At 73.1% G+C, this 16,543-nt stretch carries 17 protein-coding genes, 1 tRNA gene and 1 pseudogene; 11 read left to right on the top strand and 8 right to left on the bottom strand.

Annotated elements, in window-relative coordinates:
- The first annotated feature begins 42 nt into the window (after positions 1-42).
- From iolB to ACWZEH_RS31290, 4 genes are all read left to right on the top strand, one after another.
- Entirely contained in the window at positions 43-936 is an 894-nt protein-coding gene (gene iolB / locus ACWZEH_RS31305; RefSeq protein WP_456194424.1) for a 5-deoxy-glucuronate isomerase, read from the top strand.
- The gene (gene iolD, locus ACWZEH_RS31300) at positions 933-2,804 is read left to right on the top strand and encodes a 3D-(3,5/4)-trihydroxycyclohexane-1,2-dione acylhydrolase (decyclizing) (RefSeq protein WP_456194423.1); all 1,872 of its coding nucleotides are present in this window, start codon (positions 933-935) and stop codon (positions 2,802-2,804) included. The genes iolB and iolD overlap by 4 nt, the downstream gene beginning before the upstream one ends.
- A gap of 106 nt (positions 2,805-2,910) precedes the next feature.
- Positions 2,911-4,404 carry a CoA-acylating methylmalonate-semialdehyde dehydrogenase gene (locus ACWZEH_RS31295; RefSeq protein ID WP_456194422.1) on the top strand — a complete coding sequence of 498 codons (1,494 nt, stop codon included), beginning with the start codon at positions 2,911-2,913 and terminating at the stop codon, positions 4,402-4,404.
- Positions 4,405-4,462: 58 nt separating this feature from the next.
- On the top strand, positions 4,463-5,248 hold the full coding sequence (locus ACWZEH_RS31290) for a GntR family transcriptional regulator (protein ID WP_456194421.1): 786 nt from the start codon (positions 4,463-4,465) through the stop codon (positions 5,246-5,248).
- Positions 5,249-5,291: 43 nt separating this feature from the next.
- Here the strand turns inward: ACWZEH_RS31290 and ACWZEH_RS31285 are convergent.
- The 5 genes and pseudogenes from ACWZEH_RS31285 to ACWZEH_RS31265 form a co-directional block, all read right to left on the bottom strand.
- Positions 5,292-6,002 (bottom strand): annotated as a pseudogene (locus ACWZEH_RS31285) (aldo/keto reductase); the annotation flags it as partial.
- A gap of 13 nt (positions 6,003-6,015) precedes the next feature.
- Positions 6,016-7,170 (bottom strand): hypothetical protein, encoded by a 1,155-nt coding sequence (locus ACWZEH_RS31280; RefSeq protein WP_456194420.1) that lies wholly within the window; start codon positions 7,168-7,170, stop codon positions 6,016-6,018.
- Between the two features lie 168 nt (positions 7,171-7,338).
- Positions 7,339-7,671, bottom strand: coding sequence for a DUF3140 domain-containing protein (locus tag ACWZEH_RS31275; RefSeq protein WP_456194419.1), 333 nt, complete (start codon positions 7,669-7,671; stop codon positions 7,339-7,341).
- 6 nt (positions 7,672-7,677) lie between these two features.
- Positions 7,678-7,905: a hypervirulence associated TUDOR domain-containing protein gene (locus ACWZEH_RS31270; RefSeq protein ID WP_456194418.1), complete on the bottom strand. Its 228-nt coding sequence runs from the start codon at positions 7,903-7,905 to the stop codon at positions 7,678-7,680.
- 255 nt (positions 7,906-8,160) lie between these two features.
- Positions 8,161-8,376, bottom strand: a complete 216-nt coding sequence (locus ACWZEH_RS31265) for a hypothetical protein (RefSeq protein WP_456194416.1) — start codon at positions 8,374-8,376, stop codon at positions 8,161-8,163.
- Positions 8,377-8,618: 242 nt separating this feature from the next.
- Between ACWZEH_RS31265 and ACWZEH_RS31260 the strand changes: the two genes are divergently transcribed.
- Entirely contained in the window at positions 8,619-8,882 is a 264-nt protein-coding gene (locus ACWZEH_RS31260) for an HU family DNA-binding protein (protein WP_456194415.1), read from the top strand.
- Positions 8,883-9,238: 356 nt separating this feature from the next.
- On the opposite strand, the gene ACWZEH_RS31255 is transcribed toward ACWZEH_RS31260, so the two are convergent.
- Positions 9,239-9,312 (bottom strand) — tRNA-Pro (locus tag ACWZEH_RS31255).
- Positions 9,313-9,411: 99 nt separating this feature from the next.
- On the opposite strand from ACWZEH_RS31255, the gene ACWZEH_RS31250 reads away from it, so the two are divergent.
- Complete coding sequence (locus ACWZEH_RS31250) at positions 9,412-9,984, top strand: DUF309 domain-containing protein (protein WP_456194414.1); 573 nt, start codon at positions 9,412-9,414, stop codon at positions 9,982-9,984.
- Between the two features lie 98 nt (positions 9,985-10,082).
- A complete protein-coding gene (cobF, locus tag ACWZEH_RS31245) occupies positions 10,083-10,856 on the top strand; it encodes a precorrin-6A synthase (deacetylating) (RefSeq protein ID WP_456194413.1) in 774 nt (257 codons plus the stop codon).
- 30 nt (positions 10,857-10,886) lie between these two features.
- Here cobF and ACWZEH_RS31240 read toward each other — a convergent pair whose 3' ends face one another.
- Positions 10,887-11,654, bottom strand: a complete 768-nt coding sequence (locus tag ACWZEH_RS31240; RefSeq protein ID WP_456194412.1) for a cobalt-precorrin-6A reductase — start codon at positions 11,652-11,654, stop codon at positions 10,887-10,889.
- A gap of 257 nt (positions 11,655-11,911) precedes the next feature.
- Here ACWZEH_RS31240 and ACWZEH_RS31235 point away from each other — a divergent pair, with 257 nt between their 5' ends.
- The gene (locus ACWZEH_RS31235; RefSeq protein WP_456194411.1) at positions 11,912-13,315 is read left to right on the top strand and encodes a diacylglycerol/lipid kinase family protein; all 1,404 of its coding nucleotides are present in this window, start codon (positions 11,912-11,914) and stop codon (positions 13,313-13,315) included.
- A 56-nt stretch (positions 13,316-13,371) separates the two neighbouring features.
- Here ACWZEH_RS31235 and ACWZEH_RS31230 read toward each other — a convergent pair whose 3' ends face one another.
- Positions 13,372-14,187: a sulfite exporter TauE/SafE family protein gene (locus ACWZEH_RS31230; RefSeq protein WP_456194410.1), complete on the bottom strand. Its 816-nt coding sequence runs from the start codon at positions 14,185-14,187 to the stop codon at positions 13,372-13,374.
- A gap of 196 nt (positions 14,188-14,383) precedes the next feature.
- On the opposite strand from ACWZEH_RS31230, the gene ACWZEH_RS31225 reads away from it, so the two are divergent.
- From ACWZEH_RS31225 to ACWZEH_RS31215, 3 genes are all read left to right on the top strand, one after another.
- Entirely contained in the window at positions 14,384-14,866 is a 483-nt protein-coding gene (locus ACWZEH_RS31225; RefSeq protein ID WP_456194409.1) for a Dps family protein, read from the top strand.
- A gap of 180 nt (positions 14,867-15,046) precedes the next feature.
- Complete coding sequence (locus tag ACWZEH_RS31220) at positions 15,047-15,862, top strand: SAM-dependent methyltransferase (RefSeq protein ID WP_456194408.1); 816 nt, start codon at positions 15,047-15,049, stop codon at positions 15,860-15,862.
- Between the two features lie 120 nt (positions 15,863-15,982).
- Positions 15,983-16,519 carry an NUDIX hydrolase family protein gene (locus ACWZEH_RS31215; RefSeq protein ID WP_456194407.1) on the top strand — a complete coding sequence of 179 codons (537 nt, stop codon included), beginning with the start codon at positions 15,983-15,985 and terminating at the stop codon, positions 16,517-16,519.
- Positions 16,520-16,543: the final 24 nt, after the last annotated feature.

The following is a 16,543-nucleotide window of genomic DNA, read 5'->3' as shown; positions in this document are numbered from 1 at the left end:
CCTGTTGTGAACCGTGAGCCGGTTGTGACCGGAAAGGCTGCCATGACCCATCACCTTCCCGCGGACCGTGCCCCGGCCGGCCCGTACCGTGTCGACGTGTCCCCCGAGTCGGCCGGCTGGGGCCATGCCGGCCTGCGTGTGCTGGAGCTGGAGCCGGGCGGCACGCACACCTTCGACACCGGCGCGAGCGAGTGGATCGTCCTGCCGCTCAGCGGCGGCTGCACGGTCGCCTCCGCCGACGACTTCGGCCACGACTCGTTCGAACTCGCCGGCCGCACCGGCGTGTTCGACGGCGTCACCGACTTCGCCTACGTGCCGCGCGACGCCCGCGCCACCGTCACGTCGGCCGGCGGCGGACGGTTCGCGCTCACCGGCGCCCGCTGCACCCGGCGGCTGCCCGCCCGCTACGGACCCGCCTCGGACATCCCCGTGGAACTGCGCGGTACCGGCACCTGCTCCCGTCAGGTCAACAACTTCGGGGCGGCCGGCACCTTCGAGTGCGACAGGCTGATCGCGGTCGAGGTGATCACCCCCGGTGGCAACTGGTCGTCGTTCCCGCCGCACAAGCACGACGAGCACCGGCCGGGCGAGGAGTCCGTGCTGGAGGAGATCTACTACTTCGAGTTCGCGGACCACGACGGCATCCCCGGCCTCGGCTACCAGCGGGTCTCCCCGTCCGGTCCGGGCCGGGACACGGACGTCCTGGCCGAGGTGCGCGACGGCGACGTGGTGCTCATCCCGGACGGCTGGCACGGGCCGTCCATGGCCGTGCCCGGCCACCACATGTACTACCTCAACGTCATGGCGGGCCCCGAGGACGAACGCGCCTGGCTGATCTGCGACCACCCCGACCACGCCTGGATCCGCTCCACCTGGCCCGACCAGCCCCTCGACCCCCGCCTGCCCCTCTACACCGCCCCGGAGAGGTCCGTATGAGCGCCGCCACCCGCCGACTGACGACCGCCCAGGCCCTGGTGCGGTTCCTGGCCGCCCAGTACACGGAACGGGACGGCGTACGACACCGGCTGATCGCCGGCACGTGGGGCATCTTCGGCCACGGCAACGTGGCGGGCGTCGGGCAGGCGCTCGTCGAGTACGCCGACGTCATGCCGTACCACCAGGGCCGCAACGAGCAGGCCATGGTGCACGCGGCCGTCGCCCACGCCCGCCAGCTCAACCGGTTGTCGGCGCAGGCCGTGACGACCTCGATCGGCCCCGGCGCCACCAACCTGGTCACCGGCGCGGCACTCGCCACCGTCAACCGGCTGCCGGTGCTGCTGCTGCCCGGCGACTACTTCGCCTCGCACGCGGCGGACCCGCTGCTCCAGCAGCTGGAGCACCCGGTCGAGGCGGACGTGTCCGTCAACGACACGCTGCGCCCCGTCTCCCGCTACTTCGACCGGATCACCCGCCCCGAGGCCCTGATCGCGTCCGCGCTGAACGCCGTACGGGTGCTCGCCGACCCGGCCGAGACCGGCGCCGTCACCCTCTGCCTGCCGCAGGACGTGCAGGCCGAGGCGTTCGACTGGCCTCAGGAGTTCTTCGCCGACCGCGTCTGGCGCGTGAGGCGTCCGGCACCGGACCCCGTCGAGCTGGAGGCGGCGGCCGAGGCCGTACGGGCCGCCCGCCGTCCGCTGATCGTCGCGGGTGGCGGCGTCCACCACAGCGAGGCCGAGGAAGCACTCCGGGCCCTCGTGGACGCCACCGGCATCCCGGTCTCCTCCACCCAGGCCGGCAAGGGCTCCCTGCGTCACGACCACCCGGCCGACCTGGGCGGCATCGGCCACACGGGCACGGCGGTGAGCGACGAACTGGCCCGCACCGCCGACCTGGTGATCGGCGTCGGCACCCGCTACTCCGACTTCACCACCGCCTCCGGCACCCTCTTCGCCGACCCGGACGTGCGTTTCCTCAACCTCAACATCACCGGCTTCGACGCGCACAAGCTGGGAGCGCGCACCCTGGTCTGCGACGCGCGGACCGGTCTGGAGGCACTGGCCGGAGCGCTGGCCGGGCACCGCGTGGACGCCGCGTACGAAGCCGGGTACGCGGCCGGGAAGGAACGCTGGGAGCAGGTCGTCGAGGCCGCCTACCGCGCCGATGACGAGAACGCCGTACCGACGCAGACCCAGGTGCTCGGCGCGCTCGACGCGGTCGTGGGCGACGCGGACGTGGTGATCAACGCGGCCGGTTCGCTCCCCGGCGACCTGCACAAACTGTGGCGGGCGCGCGGCCCGCGCCAGTACCACCTGGAGTACGGCTACTCCTGCATGGGCTACGAGATCCCGGCCGCGATCGGCGTCCAGCAGGCCGCGCCCGGCACACCGGTGTGGGCGCTGGTCGGCGACGGCACGTACCTGATGATGCCGACGGAGATCGTCACGGCCGTCCAGGAGCGGCTGCCGGTGAAGCTGGTGCTGGTCCAGAACCACGGGTACGCCTCCATCGGCGGCCTGTCCGAGGAGACCGGCGGCGAGCGCTACGGCACCGCCTACCGCTACCGGGCGAAGGACGGCACCTTCACCGGCGCCCCGCTGCCCGTGGACCTCGCGGCGAACGCGGCCAGCCTGGGCATGGACGTGCTGCGCGCCAGGACCGTGGGGGAGCTGCGCCACGCCCTGGCCCGGGCCCGCACCGCCGAGCGTCCGACCTGCGTGTACGTGGAGACGGACCCGGCGCCCACCACTCCCCCGGCCGAGGCCTGGTGGGACGTGCCGGTGGCCGAGGTCGCCTCCCGCGAGGCCGCCGTCCGGGCGCGCGAACGCTACGACGCCCGGGCCGCCGGCCGCCGCCGCCACCTCTGACCCTCTGCACCGCGGCACTTCCGCACCGCGCCGCCGACACCCCGGGCCCGGCACCCGAGCCCCCTTCCCTACCAACCCGACCACACGTGAAAGGTCGTCCGCTCTCATGAAGACCGTCAGCCACTGGATCGGCGGCAAGCCCGCCGAAGGCACCTCCGGCCGTTTCGGCCCCGTCTGGAACCCGGCCACCGGCGCCCAGGAGAAGCAGGTCGCGTTCGCGGACACCACGGAGGTGGACGCCGCCGTCGCCGCCGCCAAGGACGCCTTCGAGAGCTGGGGCACCTCGTCGCTGGCCAGGCGCACGGCGATCCTGTTCAAGTACCGCGAGCTGCTGGACGCCCACCGCGACGAGATCGCGGAGCTGATCACCGCCGAGCACGGCAAGGTGCACTCCGACGCCCTCGGCGAGGTCGCGCGGGGCATGGAGATCGTGGAGCTGGCCTGCGGTATCAGCGTGCAGCTGAAGGGCGAGCTGTCCACGCAGGTCTCCAGCCGCGTCGACGTCGCCTCGATCCGCCAGCCGCTGGGCGTGGTCGCCGGCATCACGCCGTTCAACTTCCCGGCCATGGTGCCGATGTGGATGTTCCCGCTGGCCGTCGCGTGCGGCAACACCTTCGTGCTGAAGCCGTCCGAGAAGGACCCGTCGGCCTCCGTCCGCCTCGCGGAACTGGCCACCGAGGCGGGCCTGCCGGACGGTGTGCTGAACGTCGTGCACGGCGACCGCACGGCCGTGGACCGCATCCTGGAGCACCCCGACATCGAGGCCGTCTCCTTCGTCGGCTCCACCCCGATCGCCCGGCACATCCAGCTGAAGGCGACCGAGCACGGCAAGCGGGTCCAGGCCCTGGGCGGCGCCAAGAACCACATGCTGGTCCTGCCCGACGCCGACCTGGACCTGGCCGCCGACCAGGCGATCAACGCGGCGTACGGTTCGGCCGGCGAGCGCTGCATGGCCGTGTCGGTCGTGGTCGCGGTCGGTGACATCGGTGACGACCTGGTCGGCCGGATCACCGAGCGGGCCAGGAAGCTCCGCATCGGTCCGGGCAACGACCCGGCCTCCGAGATGGGCCCGCTGATCACCCGCGAGCACCGCGACAAGGTGGCCTCGTACGTGACGGGCGCGGCGGCGCAGGGCGCCGAGGTCGTGCTCGACGGGACGGGTCTGACGGTCGACGGCCACGAGGACGGCTTCTTCGTCGGTGTCTCGCTGCTCGACCGGGTGCCGCTGACCGCGGACGCCTACCAGGACGAGATCTTCGGTCCGGTGCTGTGCGTGGTCCGTGCGGAGACCTACGACGAGGCCATCGCGCTGATCAACGACTCCCGCTGGGGCAACGGCACCGCGGTCTTCACCCGGGACGGCGGCGCCGCCCGCCGCTTCCAGCTCGAGGTGAAGGCGGGCATGGTCGGCGTCAACGTGCCGATCCCGGTCCCGGTGGGTTACCACTCCTTCGGCGGCTGGAAGGACTCCCTCTTCGGCGGCCACCACGTCTACGGCAACGACGGCGTCGCCTTCTACACCCGGGGCAAGGTCGTCACCACGCGCTGGCCCGACCCGTCCGACGGGGGCATCAACCTCGGCTTCCCGAGCAACTCCTGACCCCCGCCCCCTCAGCGGCTCCTGCCCCGGGAGCGCTCCGCGACAGGAAGGTACGTCCATGGCGAAGACCGGTGGTCCGGCCCGTGCCGTGACCGGACCCGCGCTCGGTTCACTGGACTTCCCCCTGGACCGGGGCAGTCCGGTGCCGCTGTACCACCAGTTCGCCCAGCAGCTGGAAGCGGCGATCGTGCAGGGCGTCCTCGCCCCGGGCAATCTCCTGGGCAACGAGGTCGACCTCTCGGTGCGCCTCGGTCTGTCCCGCCCCACGGTCCGCCAGGCCATCCAGTCCCTCGTCGACAAGGGGCTGCTGGTCCGGCGGCGTGGGGTGGGCACCCAGGTGGTGCACAGCCAGGTCAGGCGCCCCCTGGAGCTCAGCAGCCTCTACGACGACCTGGAGGCGGCCGGGCAGGGCCCGAGCACGGAGGTCGTCCGCCACGAGACGGTCCCGGCGCCCCCCGGCGCGGCGGCGGCCCTGGGTCTGCCCGAGGGCGGAGAAACGGTCCGCCTCGAACGTCTGCGCCGCACCCACGGCCTGCCCGTCGCCCTCCTGTGCAACTACCTCCCGTCGGGCCTGCTGGAACTGGACGACGCCCGGCTGGAGTCGACCGGCCTGTACCGCATGATGCGCGCGGCGGGCATCACCCTGCACAGCGCCAGGCAGACCGTCGGCGCCCGTTCGGCCACCGCCGGGGAGGCGTCCCGCCTGGACGAGAAGGAGGGCGCCGCCCTGCTCACCATGCACCGCACCGCCTACGACGACACGGGCCGCGCGGTGGAGTACGCGGCCCACGTCTACCGCGCCTCGCGCTACTCGTTCGACTTCCAGCTGCTGGTCAGGTCCTGAGCGGGTGGCCTTCGGCGGGCACGGGGCGGGCGTCCCGGGCGTCTCAGTGCGCCGCGTCCAGCCGGGCCCGCTGCTCCGACGACAGCTCCAGGTCCACCGCCGCCAGGTTCTCCTCCAGCTGTGCCACGGAGGAGACTCCGGCCAACGGCAGGATCGGCGGTTCGTGGCCGAGCTGCCAGGCCAGCACCACCTGGCCGGCGCCGGCCCCGGTCTCCCGGGCGACCTCGTGCAGCACCTTCAGCCGGGCGGGTGTCCCCGGGTGGTCGTAGTCCCGGGGCAGCCGCTCCGGCCGGGCGTACGCGCCCTTCAGCAGCGGCGAGTACGCGACCAGGGTCAGCCGGGGCTCGTCCCGCAGGTAGGTGAGCAGTTCGGCGCCGGCGTGCCCGAGGCTTCCGTCGGGGAAGAGGTCCTCGGGCACGTCGGCCCGGGGCCGCAGGTAGCTGTGCTGGTACTGGAGCACCTCGTAGCCGGGCAGTCCCGCGGCGGCGGCGAGGGCGCGGGCCCGCTCCACCCGCCACACCGCGTGATTGCTCGCGCCGAGCAGTCCGACCGTGCCCTCGGCGACGAGGGCGGCGAATCCCTGGGCCGTCTCCCGGAGAGGGACCGCACGGTCCTCGATGTGCGCGTAGAGCAGGTCCAGCCGTTCCATGCCGAGCCGCTCCCTGCTGCGCTCGGCGGACTCCCTGATCACCTTCGCCGACAGCCCCTCCGGGTTGTCGATGTAGCTGGTGCCGGGGGCGAGGGGCCGGGCGGTGACGGGGAACGGCCTACTTGTTCGTGGCCCGGAAGCGGCCGAACGCCTTCGTGAGGCTGCTGAGCGGCGAGCCCTCCTCCCCGGCCGCCGGTCCCGGAGCGGGCGGCAGGGGTACGCCGTCGCCGCCGGGCACCTCGGCGAGTGCGGCCTGCGCCGCCTCGGCCGCTTCCCGGTACCGGTCACGGGACTCCGTCATGGCTTCGAGCGCGTGGGCGTACCTGGCGACCATGTCCTGGGCGTGGGCCAGCTCCTCGTCCGGGCTGAGCAGGTGCCAGCCCTCGCGCAGCCGCGTCAGGGCCTGCTCGGCCCCGGACGGCAGGGGCCTCGGCAGTGCGGCGGACTCGATGATCCTGCCGAGGAACTCGACCGGTTCCGAGCCGTCCAGGAAGATGTTGCGCACCGTGGAGTGCTCCGGGTCGTAGCCCGGTTGCCGCGGCACCGTGGGCAGGACGACGGCGCCTCCGCGCGGCATCCGCAGCTTCAGCTCCCGCTGCAGCGCGAAGTCGGCGATCCGGGCCTGCTCCGGCGTGCCCCGGTGCTCGACCACCCGGTGCCGCAGGCTCGGCGGCAGGAATTCCGCGATCGGCCGCTGCCCGCGCGTGTCCGGTGTCATCGCCTCGTGCACCACGACATGGACGAACCAGCTGCCGCGCGCGCAGTCCCGCAGCCGGCGGCGCACCTCGTCGTCGTCCTTCGGCAGGTGGTTCACCGTCCGCAGGCGCACGCCCGGCACCGTGTCGTGGTCCCACTCGACCCGGCTGCTGTCCGGCCAGAACAGGGTGGCGGGCGACGGCCAGCGGGCGTCCCACGCACGCCCCGCCTCGGCGACGAGGATCCAGGTGACCCCCTCGGCCTCCTCCCCCCGGGCCTGCGGGTCGTACGTGGTCAGCTGCGCGCGCACCGTGACGTCCCCGGCCACACGCCAGCGGGCCTCGAAGAGGCGGCGGGCCGACGGGCCGGGGTCGGCGGAGGCGTCCCGGGGGTGCAGGACGGTGGACCGGACCGCCTCGACGGGGTCGAGCTCCAGGAAGTCGTCGAGGCCTTTGGCCGCCTTGAGGGCGATGAGGTTGCGGCGGACGTCCAGCTCGGGCTCAGGGCCCGGGTGGCGTCCGCGCGCCAGCCATACGGTGTCGGGGACGGTGGGCGTGGGAGTGCTGTTTTTGACCATGGAGTCGTTCTGTGAGTGGCCAGGGGCCCGATCAGTATGGTCGGTGCACCGGCGTACCGTCCATGACCTGCGGCACCTCGCTCACGGACGCCGGCACTGTCCCGGCTCCCGGCATGCTCTCCACGCGCCCCGCAGCGGTGCGGAGAAGCGCCCCTGACGCGGCTTTTGTCATGCCAGCGGGTCGTGGCCCCAGTTCATGAGCGAATACCGCCACCGGGTGTCCTCGACGTCGCCCGAGGGCCGCTGGGCCAGATGCCGCCGGACGTAGCCGACGACTTTCCGCATGTGCTGATAGTCGTCGTCCGAGAGGTCGCCTTTCTTCGCGCGCAGGATATCCACGATCCGGCGGCCCGAGGCGTGCCCCGTGGACTCTCCCCCGCCCTTGTCCTGTCCGGCGTTTTGCGACTGCTCCGAAGCCAGCCACTTCTCCAGTTCGGCCGGCTTCATGTTCACCAGCTCACGGAATGCGTCCCAGGTCTCTTTCCGCTCGTCGCCGTCCACGCGGCCTCACTTCTTCTTCAGGGCGGACGGCTTGTGCACCGCGGACCTGCCGGACTTCTCGCTGCGGACCTGATACTGCGGGTCGTCCGGCGAGGCGTCCACCGTCCGTCCCGCGGCCTCCGTCCGCTCGGTGATCTCCTTCTCCACCTCGCCCTCGGCCTGACTTCCGTGGCTGCTCCAGGCGACCTTGTCGCCTTTCTTCGGCTTTTTGCCCTCACTACGGTTCTTCGCCATTCCGGGTCCCCTCACCGTGCACTGCGGGAAGCTCGTTCCCTCTCCTTCCAGGGTGAGGGATCACCGTGCGCCCCGCAGCTCACGAGAGGGTCCGGGCCGGGGAAGCGGCCTCCTGCCGGGTCGTCGGCCCCGGGGAGAGGGCGTGTACGGCCACGTCCGGTCGCTGGAGGACCGCGCCCGGAGGTTGCTGCCGGTCCGGCACCGGGCGCGTTCCGCAAGCGATGTCCCGCACACCGCCCCCGGGTGTCGCCGGTGCTACTTCTCGTAGGTCGACAGTGCAAGGCCGAGGGCGAAGAAGGTGGGGGCCCACTCCCCGACGAAGATGCCCCAACGATCGGCGCGCTCCTCTCCCTTCTTCTCCACACGCAGTGAGGCCTTCCAGGAGACGACGGACAGACCGATGGAGACGAAGCCGGCCGTGTAGGCGTGTTCGGCTCGGACTCCGGACTCGTGCAGCTTCTTGACCAACACGACCGACTCGCTTTCTGCTGGGGGGGGAGGTCACCCTCATCACAACCGCCGTCCGGCGAATCAGCGAGCGGTGTGCCGCCGAACGGCTCACCGTCCTGCGGTGGGGGGGCCGGGCGCCGCACCGTGCCGGCCGTGCCCTTCCCCACCCGCACGCCCGTCAGGGGATGCACCGACCACCGGATGCCGTGATCGTGGCATCGCAGGCTCCGGCTCTCCGGCTCCCCAGCGAACAGGCGGGACACATGGACAGGACCCAGTTGATCGAGGCGACCGCGGGCAACGCGGCGGACAACGGCGACGGCCGTCGGCTCACCCCCGAGCATGCCGAGCGTGCGCTCGACGCCGTCTTCGGGACCGTGGAACATCCGGGCTCGATCGCCGAGGCCCTCCGTCGAGGGGAAACGGTCGTCCTGGGCAGCTTCGGCAGTTTCCACACGGACGGCGAGGCGGTCACGTTCCGGCCGGGCAAGGCCCTCACCGAGTACCTCCGGAACACGACAGGTTGACCGCAGCCCATGAGGCGGCCGCGTAGGGACGACGGTGCCGCTGCCCCGTGAGGGGCGCGACGGGCACGGCCGGCCACCGGCGAGTGGCGCCGGCGGGGGCTCCGTGCCGGACCATGGAGCCGCGGTCGCTGTCGCCCAGCAGGGCCGCCATGGCGGCGGCCTCGGTCCGGCCCGGCTCGGCGTACCCGGGCTTCTCCACGCGCGCCCCGTCAGCCCGATCCGTTCGGCGGTCTTCGCGCAGGGCAGAGCGGGCGGCGCCTTCCGGGCGGCCCCGCAGACGGGCGCCGCCCCCGCACATGGCCGAGGGCCGGTGTCGGACATCTCCGACACCGGCCCTCGCCTGCGACTCTCGCGAGTCGGGACGACAGGATTTGAACCTGCGACCCCTTGACCCCCAGTCAAGTGCGCTACCAAGCTGCGCCACGTCCCGATGCGCTCACATGCGGTGGACCGCGTGATCGCGCGGTCAGTACTTTACCCCACGGCCCCGGCCGGGCCGAAAGCGGTCCGGGCACGGGACAATCGGGGTATGGGAAGCAAGGACAGCATCTCCTGGGAGCAGGACGACAGGGCCGCCTCCGGGCGGACGGGCGACGCGCGCGACCGGGACGGCGACGGGCGGGCGCGCAGTGCGCGGCCCCGGGACGGGCTGGGGCGACCGCTGCCCTACGGGGCGCAGGGGGTGCCGCGACAGCCCGAGGGAGTTGTCCGGCCGCCGCTGGAGAGCGTCGCCGAGGCGCAGCGGCTGCTGGACGAGGGGAAGCCGTTCCACGCGCACGAGGTGTTCGAGGACGCCTGGAAGTCGGGGCCCGAGGAGGAGCGGGAGCTGTGGCGGGGGCTCGCCCAGCTCGCCGTGGGGCTCACGCACACGGCGCGCGGGAACGTGACCGGCGGGGCCCGGCTGCTGCGGCGCGGGGCGGGCTCGGCCGAGGAGTGGGCGGCGGGCGCGGGAGAGACGCGTCCGTACGGGATCGACCTCGGCGGTGTCGTCGCGTGGGCCCGGGAGCTGGCGGCGGAGGCCGAACGGGGGGACGGCGTTCCCGTGGACGCCGGGGCGCGGGCGCCCCGGCTGCGGGCGGGGGCGCGGGGGCAGGGCTCGTAGGCGGGAGGTTCCTTGGCGGCGGCTCCCGGCAACGGGGGCGGGGGGCGGTGTGTGGAGGCGGTGGGCCCGGTGCCGGCGGCGTGCGGCAGACTCGGGGCGTGCGAAAGATTCATGTCATCGGTATCGGTGCGGGCGACCCCGACCAGCTGACCCTGCAGGCGGTCGGGGCGCTGCGCGGCACGGACGTGTTCTTCATCCTCGACAAGGGTGAGGTGAAGGCGGATCTGACCGGCCTGCGCCGGGACATGCTCGACGCGCACCTGCCGGAGCGGGCGTACCGCGTCGTCGAGGCGCGCGACCCGGAGCGGGACCGGCGGGCCGGCGGTGCCGCCTACTCCCCCGCCGTCGGCGACTGGCGCGGCGCCCGCGCGGACATCTACGCCCGGCTGATCGCCGATGAGCTGGGCGAGGACCAGGTCGGCGCGTTCCTGGTGTGGGGCGATCCGGCACTGTACGACAGTACGCTCGCGATTCTCGAGGAGGTCCTGGCGCGGGGCGAGGTCGCCTTCGACTACGACGTCGTCCCGGGGATCAGCAGTGTCTCCGCCCTCGTCGCCCGGCACCGTACGGGACTCAACCGGGTCGGCCGCCCGGTCCAGATCACCACCGGCCGGCGGCTCGCGGAGGGATTCCCGCAGGGGGTGGACGACGTGGTCGTGATGCTGGACGCCCACCAGGCCTTCCGGCGGTACGCCGACCAGGACGTCGACATCTACTGGGGCGCCTACATAGGGACCCCGGACGAGATCCTCGTGTCCGGACCGCTCGCCGAGGCGGGCCCGCGGATCGAAGCGCTGCGCGCCGAGGCCCGCGAGCGCAAGGGCTGGATCATGGACACGTACCTGCTGCGCCGGAACCCCGAAGACGGGTGAGCCACGGGGACGCGCGAGCCCCGGGAGGCGTCAGAGAGGCCCCAGTCGCTCCAGGGCGCCCGCGACGTCGGGCACCGCGCGCACGCCTTCCGGGAGGGGCGGGCGGCTGACGACCACGACCGGCAGACCGAGTTCGCGTGCTGCCGTGAGTTTGGCGGAGGTCGCCGGCCCCCCGCTGTCCTTGGTCACCAGGACGTCGATGCGGTGCTCGCGCAGCAGGGCCGTCTCGTCGGCCACGCCGAACGGGCCGCGGGCCAGCAGGACACGGGTGTGCGGCGGCATGGGCGGCTCGGGGGGTTCCACCGACCGTACGGCGAAGTGGAGCCGGGTCAGGTGTGCGAAGGCGGCGAGGCCGAGGCGGCCGGTGGTGAGCAGGACCCGGTGCCCGAGCCGGGGCAGCAGTTCGGCGGCGGCCTCCAGGGTGGGGACCGGGTGCCAGCGGTCGCCGGGGCCCGGCTGCCAGCCGGGGCGGCGCAGGACGACCAGGGGCAGGCCGGTCGCGGTCGCGGCCCGAGCCGCGTTCGCCGTGATCGTCCCGGCGAACGGGTGGGTGGCGTCGATCAGGGCGGTCACGCGCTGGTCGCGCAGCCAGTCGGCGAGTCCTCGGGCCCCGCCGAAGCCGCCGACGCGCACCTCGCCCGCGACCGCTCCGGGCCGCGCCACGCGTCCGGCGAGCGAGGTGGTCACCCGTACGCCGGGGCGGGCGGTCAGCTCGGCGGCGAGTTCGCGTGCCTCGGTGGTGCCGCCGAGGACCAGGACGTGCGGGGGCGGCGACGGAGACGACGGCTGCGGGGACATGGCGTCGAGCGTACGAGGCCGGTACGGGGCGGTCGCGGCGCAGGTACGGGGCCGGTTGCCGAAGGACGCGCGGCGGCCCGGGAAAAGAGGCGCCGCGCGGGCCGGAACGCGCCACGGCGAGGGCCGGAACCGATCAGGACGGGTACGGGAACGGGTCAGGCACACGGATGTCGGACATGCGCCGTGACCAGGTCACGGAACCCGGTCCCGCCCATGGTCTCGTACACCCTACGATGACGCCGGCGACTGGAGGAGTCATGGCCGTGGACTTGAGCAGGCAGGCCTACTGGGCCCAGCGGTGGGCCGCCCGGGCGGCGCTGGCCGCGGCCGCGCTCGCGGTGGTGATCCCGCTCGTCTACGGCGGCACACGAGGCCTGGTGGTGCTGCTCTGCGGTGCGCTCGGGCTCGCCGCCAGCGCCGCCGCCCTGTGGTGGACGCTGACCCTGCGGGGGCCGCTGCGCTGGGTCGCCGCACTGGTCGCCGTCTGTGTGCCCGCGGCCGTCATCACCGTGTACGCGGTCATCCTGTTCTGGGCCCTCCCGCTGTCACTGGCCCTGTGGGCGCTGGCCGTGTGGAGCGGGAGGTTCGCGCTGCGCGGGACGGGAAGCGAGCGGCTGCGCGAACGGCCGGGGGAACGGCGGACGCCGCCGCCCCGGCGGGCGGTGCTCATCATGAACCCGCGGTCGGGCGGCGGCAAGGTGGGCCGCTACCGGCTGCGGGAGAAGGCGGAACGGCTGGGCGCCCGGGTCGTCCTGCTCGATCCGGAGAAGGAGAACGACGTGACGGCCATGGCCCGGGAGGCCGTCGCGGGCGGCGCGGATCTGCTGGGCGCCGCGGGCGGTGACGGCACACAGGCGCTGGTCGCGGCCGTGGCCGCCGAGCACGACATCCCGTTCCTGGTCATCAGCGCCGGGACCCGCAATCACTTCGCCCTGGACCTGGGCCTGGACCGCGGTGACCCGGCGGCCTGCCTGGACGCGCTCACCGACGGGGTGGAGCTGCGCATCGATCTGGGTTTCGCCGGTGGCCAGCCCTTCGTGAACAACGCGTCCTTCGGCGCGTACGCGTCGATCGTGCAGAGTCCGGCCTACCGGGACGACAAGATCGGCACCAGTCTGGAGCTGCTGCCCGACCTGCTCACCGGCCAGCAGGGAGGCCGGCTGGTCGCCCATGTCGGGGACACGGTGCTCGACAATCCGCAGGCCGTACTGATCAGCAACAACCCCTACCGCACCGACGACCCCTTCGGCCTCGGCCGACGGGAGCGGCTGGACACGGGTGTGCTCGGGGTCCTCGGCGTCAAGGTCGAGAGCGCGGTCGACGCCGCCGTGCTGCTGCTGGACCCCTCGCGGGGCCGGCTCACCAACCTGACCGCCTCCGAGGTCCTCATCGAGGGCGACCGGGCGGAGATCGAGGCCGGGGTCGACGGCGAGGCGCTGCTGCTGCCCGCTCCCGTCCGCTGCCGTATCGCGCCCGGCGCGCTCCGTGTCCGCGTCCCGCGCAAACGGCCGGGGGTGGCCCAGGCACCCCCGCGCCTGAACTGGAGGATGCTGCGCAAACTGGCGGCGACGGTCGGCCGTACGGCGGCCCCGAGCCGGTTCCGGCACCACCCGGATCTCCCGGACGTACCGGAAGGACAGGGGCCCTTCCTCGGACGGTGAACCCAGCCCGGCGCGCGCAGCAGCGGCTCTCCCCGTCGGCGCTTCCCGCTCCCTCCTCAGCGCAGCAGGAGTTGCAGGCCGCCCACCACCGTCGCCGCGATCACCAACTGCTCGAACAACCGCTGGTTGATCCGGCCGACGGCCCATTTCCCGAGCAGCGCGCCGGGTACGACGAACAGCACGAGCGCCGCGTCGAGCAGCAGTGACTCCGCGTTGATCAGTCCGAGGCCCACGCTGAACGGCACCTTGGACGTGTTGACGATCAGGAAGAAGAACGCCGAGGTCCCGAGGAACCCCAGTTTCCGGAAGCCGGCGGAGAGCAGGTACATGGACATCACCGGCCCGCCCGCGTTGGCGACCATGGTGGTGAAGCCGCCGAGGACGCCGTACGAGCGGGCCCTGATCCGGCCGGACCGGGAGGTGACCTCGTCCGGGCCGTTCCGTCCGCCCTGTTCGTTCTCCGCCTCGGAGGCGGTCTTCGCGGCCCGGTCCGCCACCCGCCGCCGCCACACCGTCACCGCGGCCATCAGCAGCAGGATCGCCCCGATCGACGTCCCCACGGCCTCGTCGTCCGCCCACGTCAGGAAGACGGTGCCGACGACGACACCGGCCGCGACCGCCGGGAACAGCCGCCACAGCGTGGGCCAGTGGGCGTGCCTCCGGTAGGTGAGGACGGCGAGCACGTCACCGGCGATGAGGATGGGCAGTAGTACGCCGGTGGAGGCGCGGGCGGGCAGCATCGCCGCGAAGATCGCGAGGCTGACCGTGTTCGCCCCGCTGACGGCGGTCTTGGAGAAGCCCACGAGCAGGGCTGCGAAGGCGAGGGCGGCGAACTCCCAGCCGGTGAGGTGCCAGAGCGTCATCGTGTCCATTGCGGAGACCGATGCTATGTCCACCTAACGATCGCCGTAAGCACCGTCTCGCCTGTCGGCTTCCCGCACGGCGCTCGCCGCCACCCCCGCCCGGCCCCGCGCGCACCGCGGCGGGCCCGCGTTTGCGCGGAGGGAAGCGGGGCACCCGCGCGTTCGCGGAGCGCCCGCGAATCCGACCGACGAGGAGCGACACCCCATGACCGTTGTGCGGAGCACCCTGCCCGACGAGGCCCGCCGGGTCGCCGGCAAGGCACTCCAGGACACCCTGGTGGATCTGCTCGGTCTCTCACTGATCGGCAAGCAGGCCCACTGGAACGTCGTGGGTCCGCGGTTCCGCTCGGTCCACCTCCAGCTGGACGAAGTGGTCTCGACCGCGCGTACCGAGGCCGACACGGTCGCGGAGCGGGCCGCGACGCTCGGCGTGCCGCCGGACGGCCGCCCGGAGACCGTCGCCAAGGTCTTCGCGCTGCCCGTCCCCGAGGAGGGTCGGCTGCGCGACGCGGACGCCGTGCGGCTGATGACGGAGGCGCTGGGGGCCGCGATCGTACGGCTGCGCGAGCGCATCGACGCCACCGAGAAGCCGGACCCGGTCACCCAGGACCTGCTGATCTCCGTCACCGCCCAGCTGGAGAAGCAGCGCTGGATGTTCGAGGCCGAGAACTCCCCCCACCAGGCGTGACGGACCGCGGCGACGGACCTCCACGGCGCTTCCCGCCTTCCGTCGGCGTCCCCTCCCCTTCCGCCCCGCCCCGCTCTCCCATTCCCGGGACAACGTGATCACCGCGCGGGCACAATGGCCGCGACGGCCGGATCCGGTCGCGGGAAAGGGCGAAGGCAGGGGAGAGGGAGGGGAGGAGACGTGGATGAGAAGCACGCCCCGCCGCGCGGCTCGACGCGGCTGGACACCTCGGTGGCGCACAACGCCCGCGTGTGGAACCACTGGATCGGCGGCAAGGACAACTACGAGGTCGACCGGCGGGTCGGCGACCAGGTCGCCTCGATCATCCCCCTCATCCGGGACATCGCCCGTGCGGACCGGGACTTCCTGGGGCGGGCCGTCACCTACCTGGCCGGTGAGCGCGGTGTGCGGCAGTTCCTCGACATCGGCACCGGACTGCCCACCGCGGAGAACACCCACGAGATCGCCCAGCGGATCGCGCCCGACTCCCGGGTCGTCTACGTCGACAACGACCCGGTCGTGCTGTTGCACGCCCGGACCCTGCTCACCGGCACCCGGGAGGGCGCCACCGACTACGTCGACGCCGATGTGCGCGACCCGGACGCCATACTCGAACGGGCCACCGCCACCCTCGACCTCGGCCGCCCGGTCGCGGTGATGATGCTGGGGATCCTCAACTTCGTCCTCGACACCGAGCAGGCGCGCGCAACCGTGCGGCGCGTCATGGACAGGCTGCCCTCCGGCAGTTTCCTCGTCCTCACCCACCCCACCCACGACGCCGAGGTGGGCGGCGAGAACCAGATCCCGGCGATGGAGTTCTGGAACGAGAACGCCACTCCCCCGATCACGGCTCGCAGCGCCGAGGACATCGCCACGTTCCTCGAAGGGCTGACTCCGGTCGAGCCCGGCCTGGTGTCCTGCTCGCGATGGCGCGCCGGGACCGGCTCCGTCGCCCCGGTGGTGCCGCAGTACGGCGCGGTGGCCATGAAACCCTGACGCGTCGCCCCGGACCCCCGCCGCCCCGCCCCTGCCGGCCCGGCCGAGCCCTTCGAGGAGGACACACCCCCGCGGAGCGGCCATCCCCGTCAACCCGACCGTTGAAAGTATGATCAAACAATGTCTGACACGACCGAAACCACGCCGGGATGGCTGTCCTCCGACGAACTGGAGATGACACGTGCCCGCATGCCGATCCTGTACGTCGAGTCCGTCCCCGTACGTGTCGACGACAGCGGCGAAGTCACCAGCGTAGGCCTGCTGCTGCGGATCGGACCGGACGGCACGGTCAGCCGGACGCTGGTCTCCGGCCGGGTGCTGCACCACGAGCGCGTCCGGGACGCGCTGCTGCGCCATCTGGAGAAGGACCTCGGCCCGGTGGCGCTGCCCCGGGTCCCGGCGTCGCTCCAGCCGTTCACTGTCGCCGAGTACTTCCCGACGCACGGGGTCACGCCGTACCACGACCCACGCCAGCACGCGGTGTCCCTGGCCTACATCGTGCCGGTGACGGGTGACTGCCGGCCCCGGCAGGACGCCCTCGACCTGGTGTGGTTCAGCCCTCAGGAGGCGCTGTCGGATGCGGTGCAGAACGAGATGCCGGGCGGGCACGGGGTCCTGCTGAGGCAGGCCCTCGCGCACGCGGGCTGCCTGAGCTGACGCGCTCCCTGCCGCTTCCCGGCC

The organism is Streptomyces yamdrokensis (genome assembly GCF_053890455.1).
Note: the sequence above shows the minus strand (reverse complement) of the source record. Positions and strands in the feature narration are given on the sequence as shown.

What these genes read in the sequence shown, in the direction of transcription:
- ACWZEH_RS31250 (WP_456194414.1), top strand. Translation starts at nt 9,412, where the DNA reads ATGGGAAGCAAGGACAGCATCTCCTGGGAGCAGGACGACAGGGCCGCC.
- ACWZEH_RS31280 (WP_456194420.1), bottom strand. Translation starts at nt 7,170, where the DNA reads ATGGTCAAAAACAGCACTCCCACGCCCACCGTCCCCGACACCGTATGG.
- ACWZEH_RS31240 (WP_456194412.1), bottom strand. Translation starts at nt 11,654, where the DNA reads ATGTCCCCGCAGCCGTCGTCTCCGTCGCCGCCCCCGCACGTCCTGGTC.
- ACWZEH_RS31230 (WP_456194410.1), bottom strand. Translation starts at nt 14,187, where the DNA reads ATGGACACGATGACGCTCTGGCACCTCACCGGCTGGGAGTTCGCCGCC.
- iolB (WP_456194424.1), top strand. Translation starts at nt 43, where the DNA reads ATGACCCATCACCTTCCCGCGGACCGTGCCCCGGCCGGCCCGTACCGT.
- ACWZEH_RS31225 (WP_456194409.1), top strand. Translation starts at nt 14,384, where the DNA reads ATGACCGTTGTGCGGAGCACCCTGCCCGACGAGGCCCGCCGGGTCGCC.
- ACWZEH_RS31215 (WP_456194407.1), top strand. Translation starts at nt 15,983, where the DNA reads ATGTCTGACACGACCGAAACCACGCCGGGATGGCTGTCCTCCGACGAA.
- ACWZEH_RS31290 (WP_456194421.1), top strand. Translation starts at nt 4,463, where the DNA reads ATGGCGAAGACCGGTGGTCCGGCCCGTGCCGTGACCGGACCCGCGCTC.
- ACWZEH_RS31260 (WP_456194415.1), top strand. Translation starts at nt 8,619, where the DNA reads ATGGACAGGACCCAGTTGATCGAGGCGACCGCGGGCAACGCGGCGGAC.
- iolD (WP_456194423.1), top strand. Translation starts at nt 933, where the DNA reads ATGAGCGCCGCCACCCGCCGACTGACGACCGCCCAGGCCCTGGTGCGG.
- ACWZEH_RS31295 (WP_456194422.1), top strand. Translation starts at nt 2,911, where the DNA reads ATGAAGACCGTCAGCCACTGGATCGGCGGCAAGCCCGCCGAAGGCACC.
- ACWZEH_RS31235 (WP_456194411.1), top strand. Translation starts at nt 11,912, where the DNA reads ATGGCCGTGGACTTGAGCAGGCAGGCCTACTGGGCCCAGCGGTGGGCC.
- ACWZEH_RS31270 (WP_456194418.1), bottom strand. Translation starts at nt 7,905, where the DNA reads ATGGCGAAGAACCGTAGTGAGGGCAAAAAGCCGAAGAAAGGCGACAAG.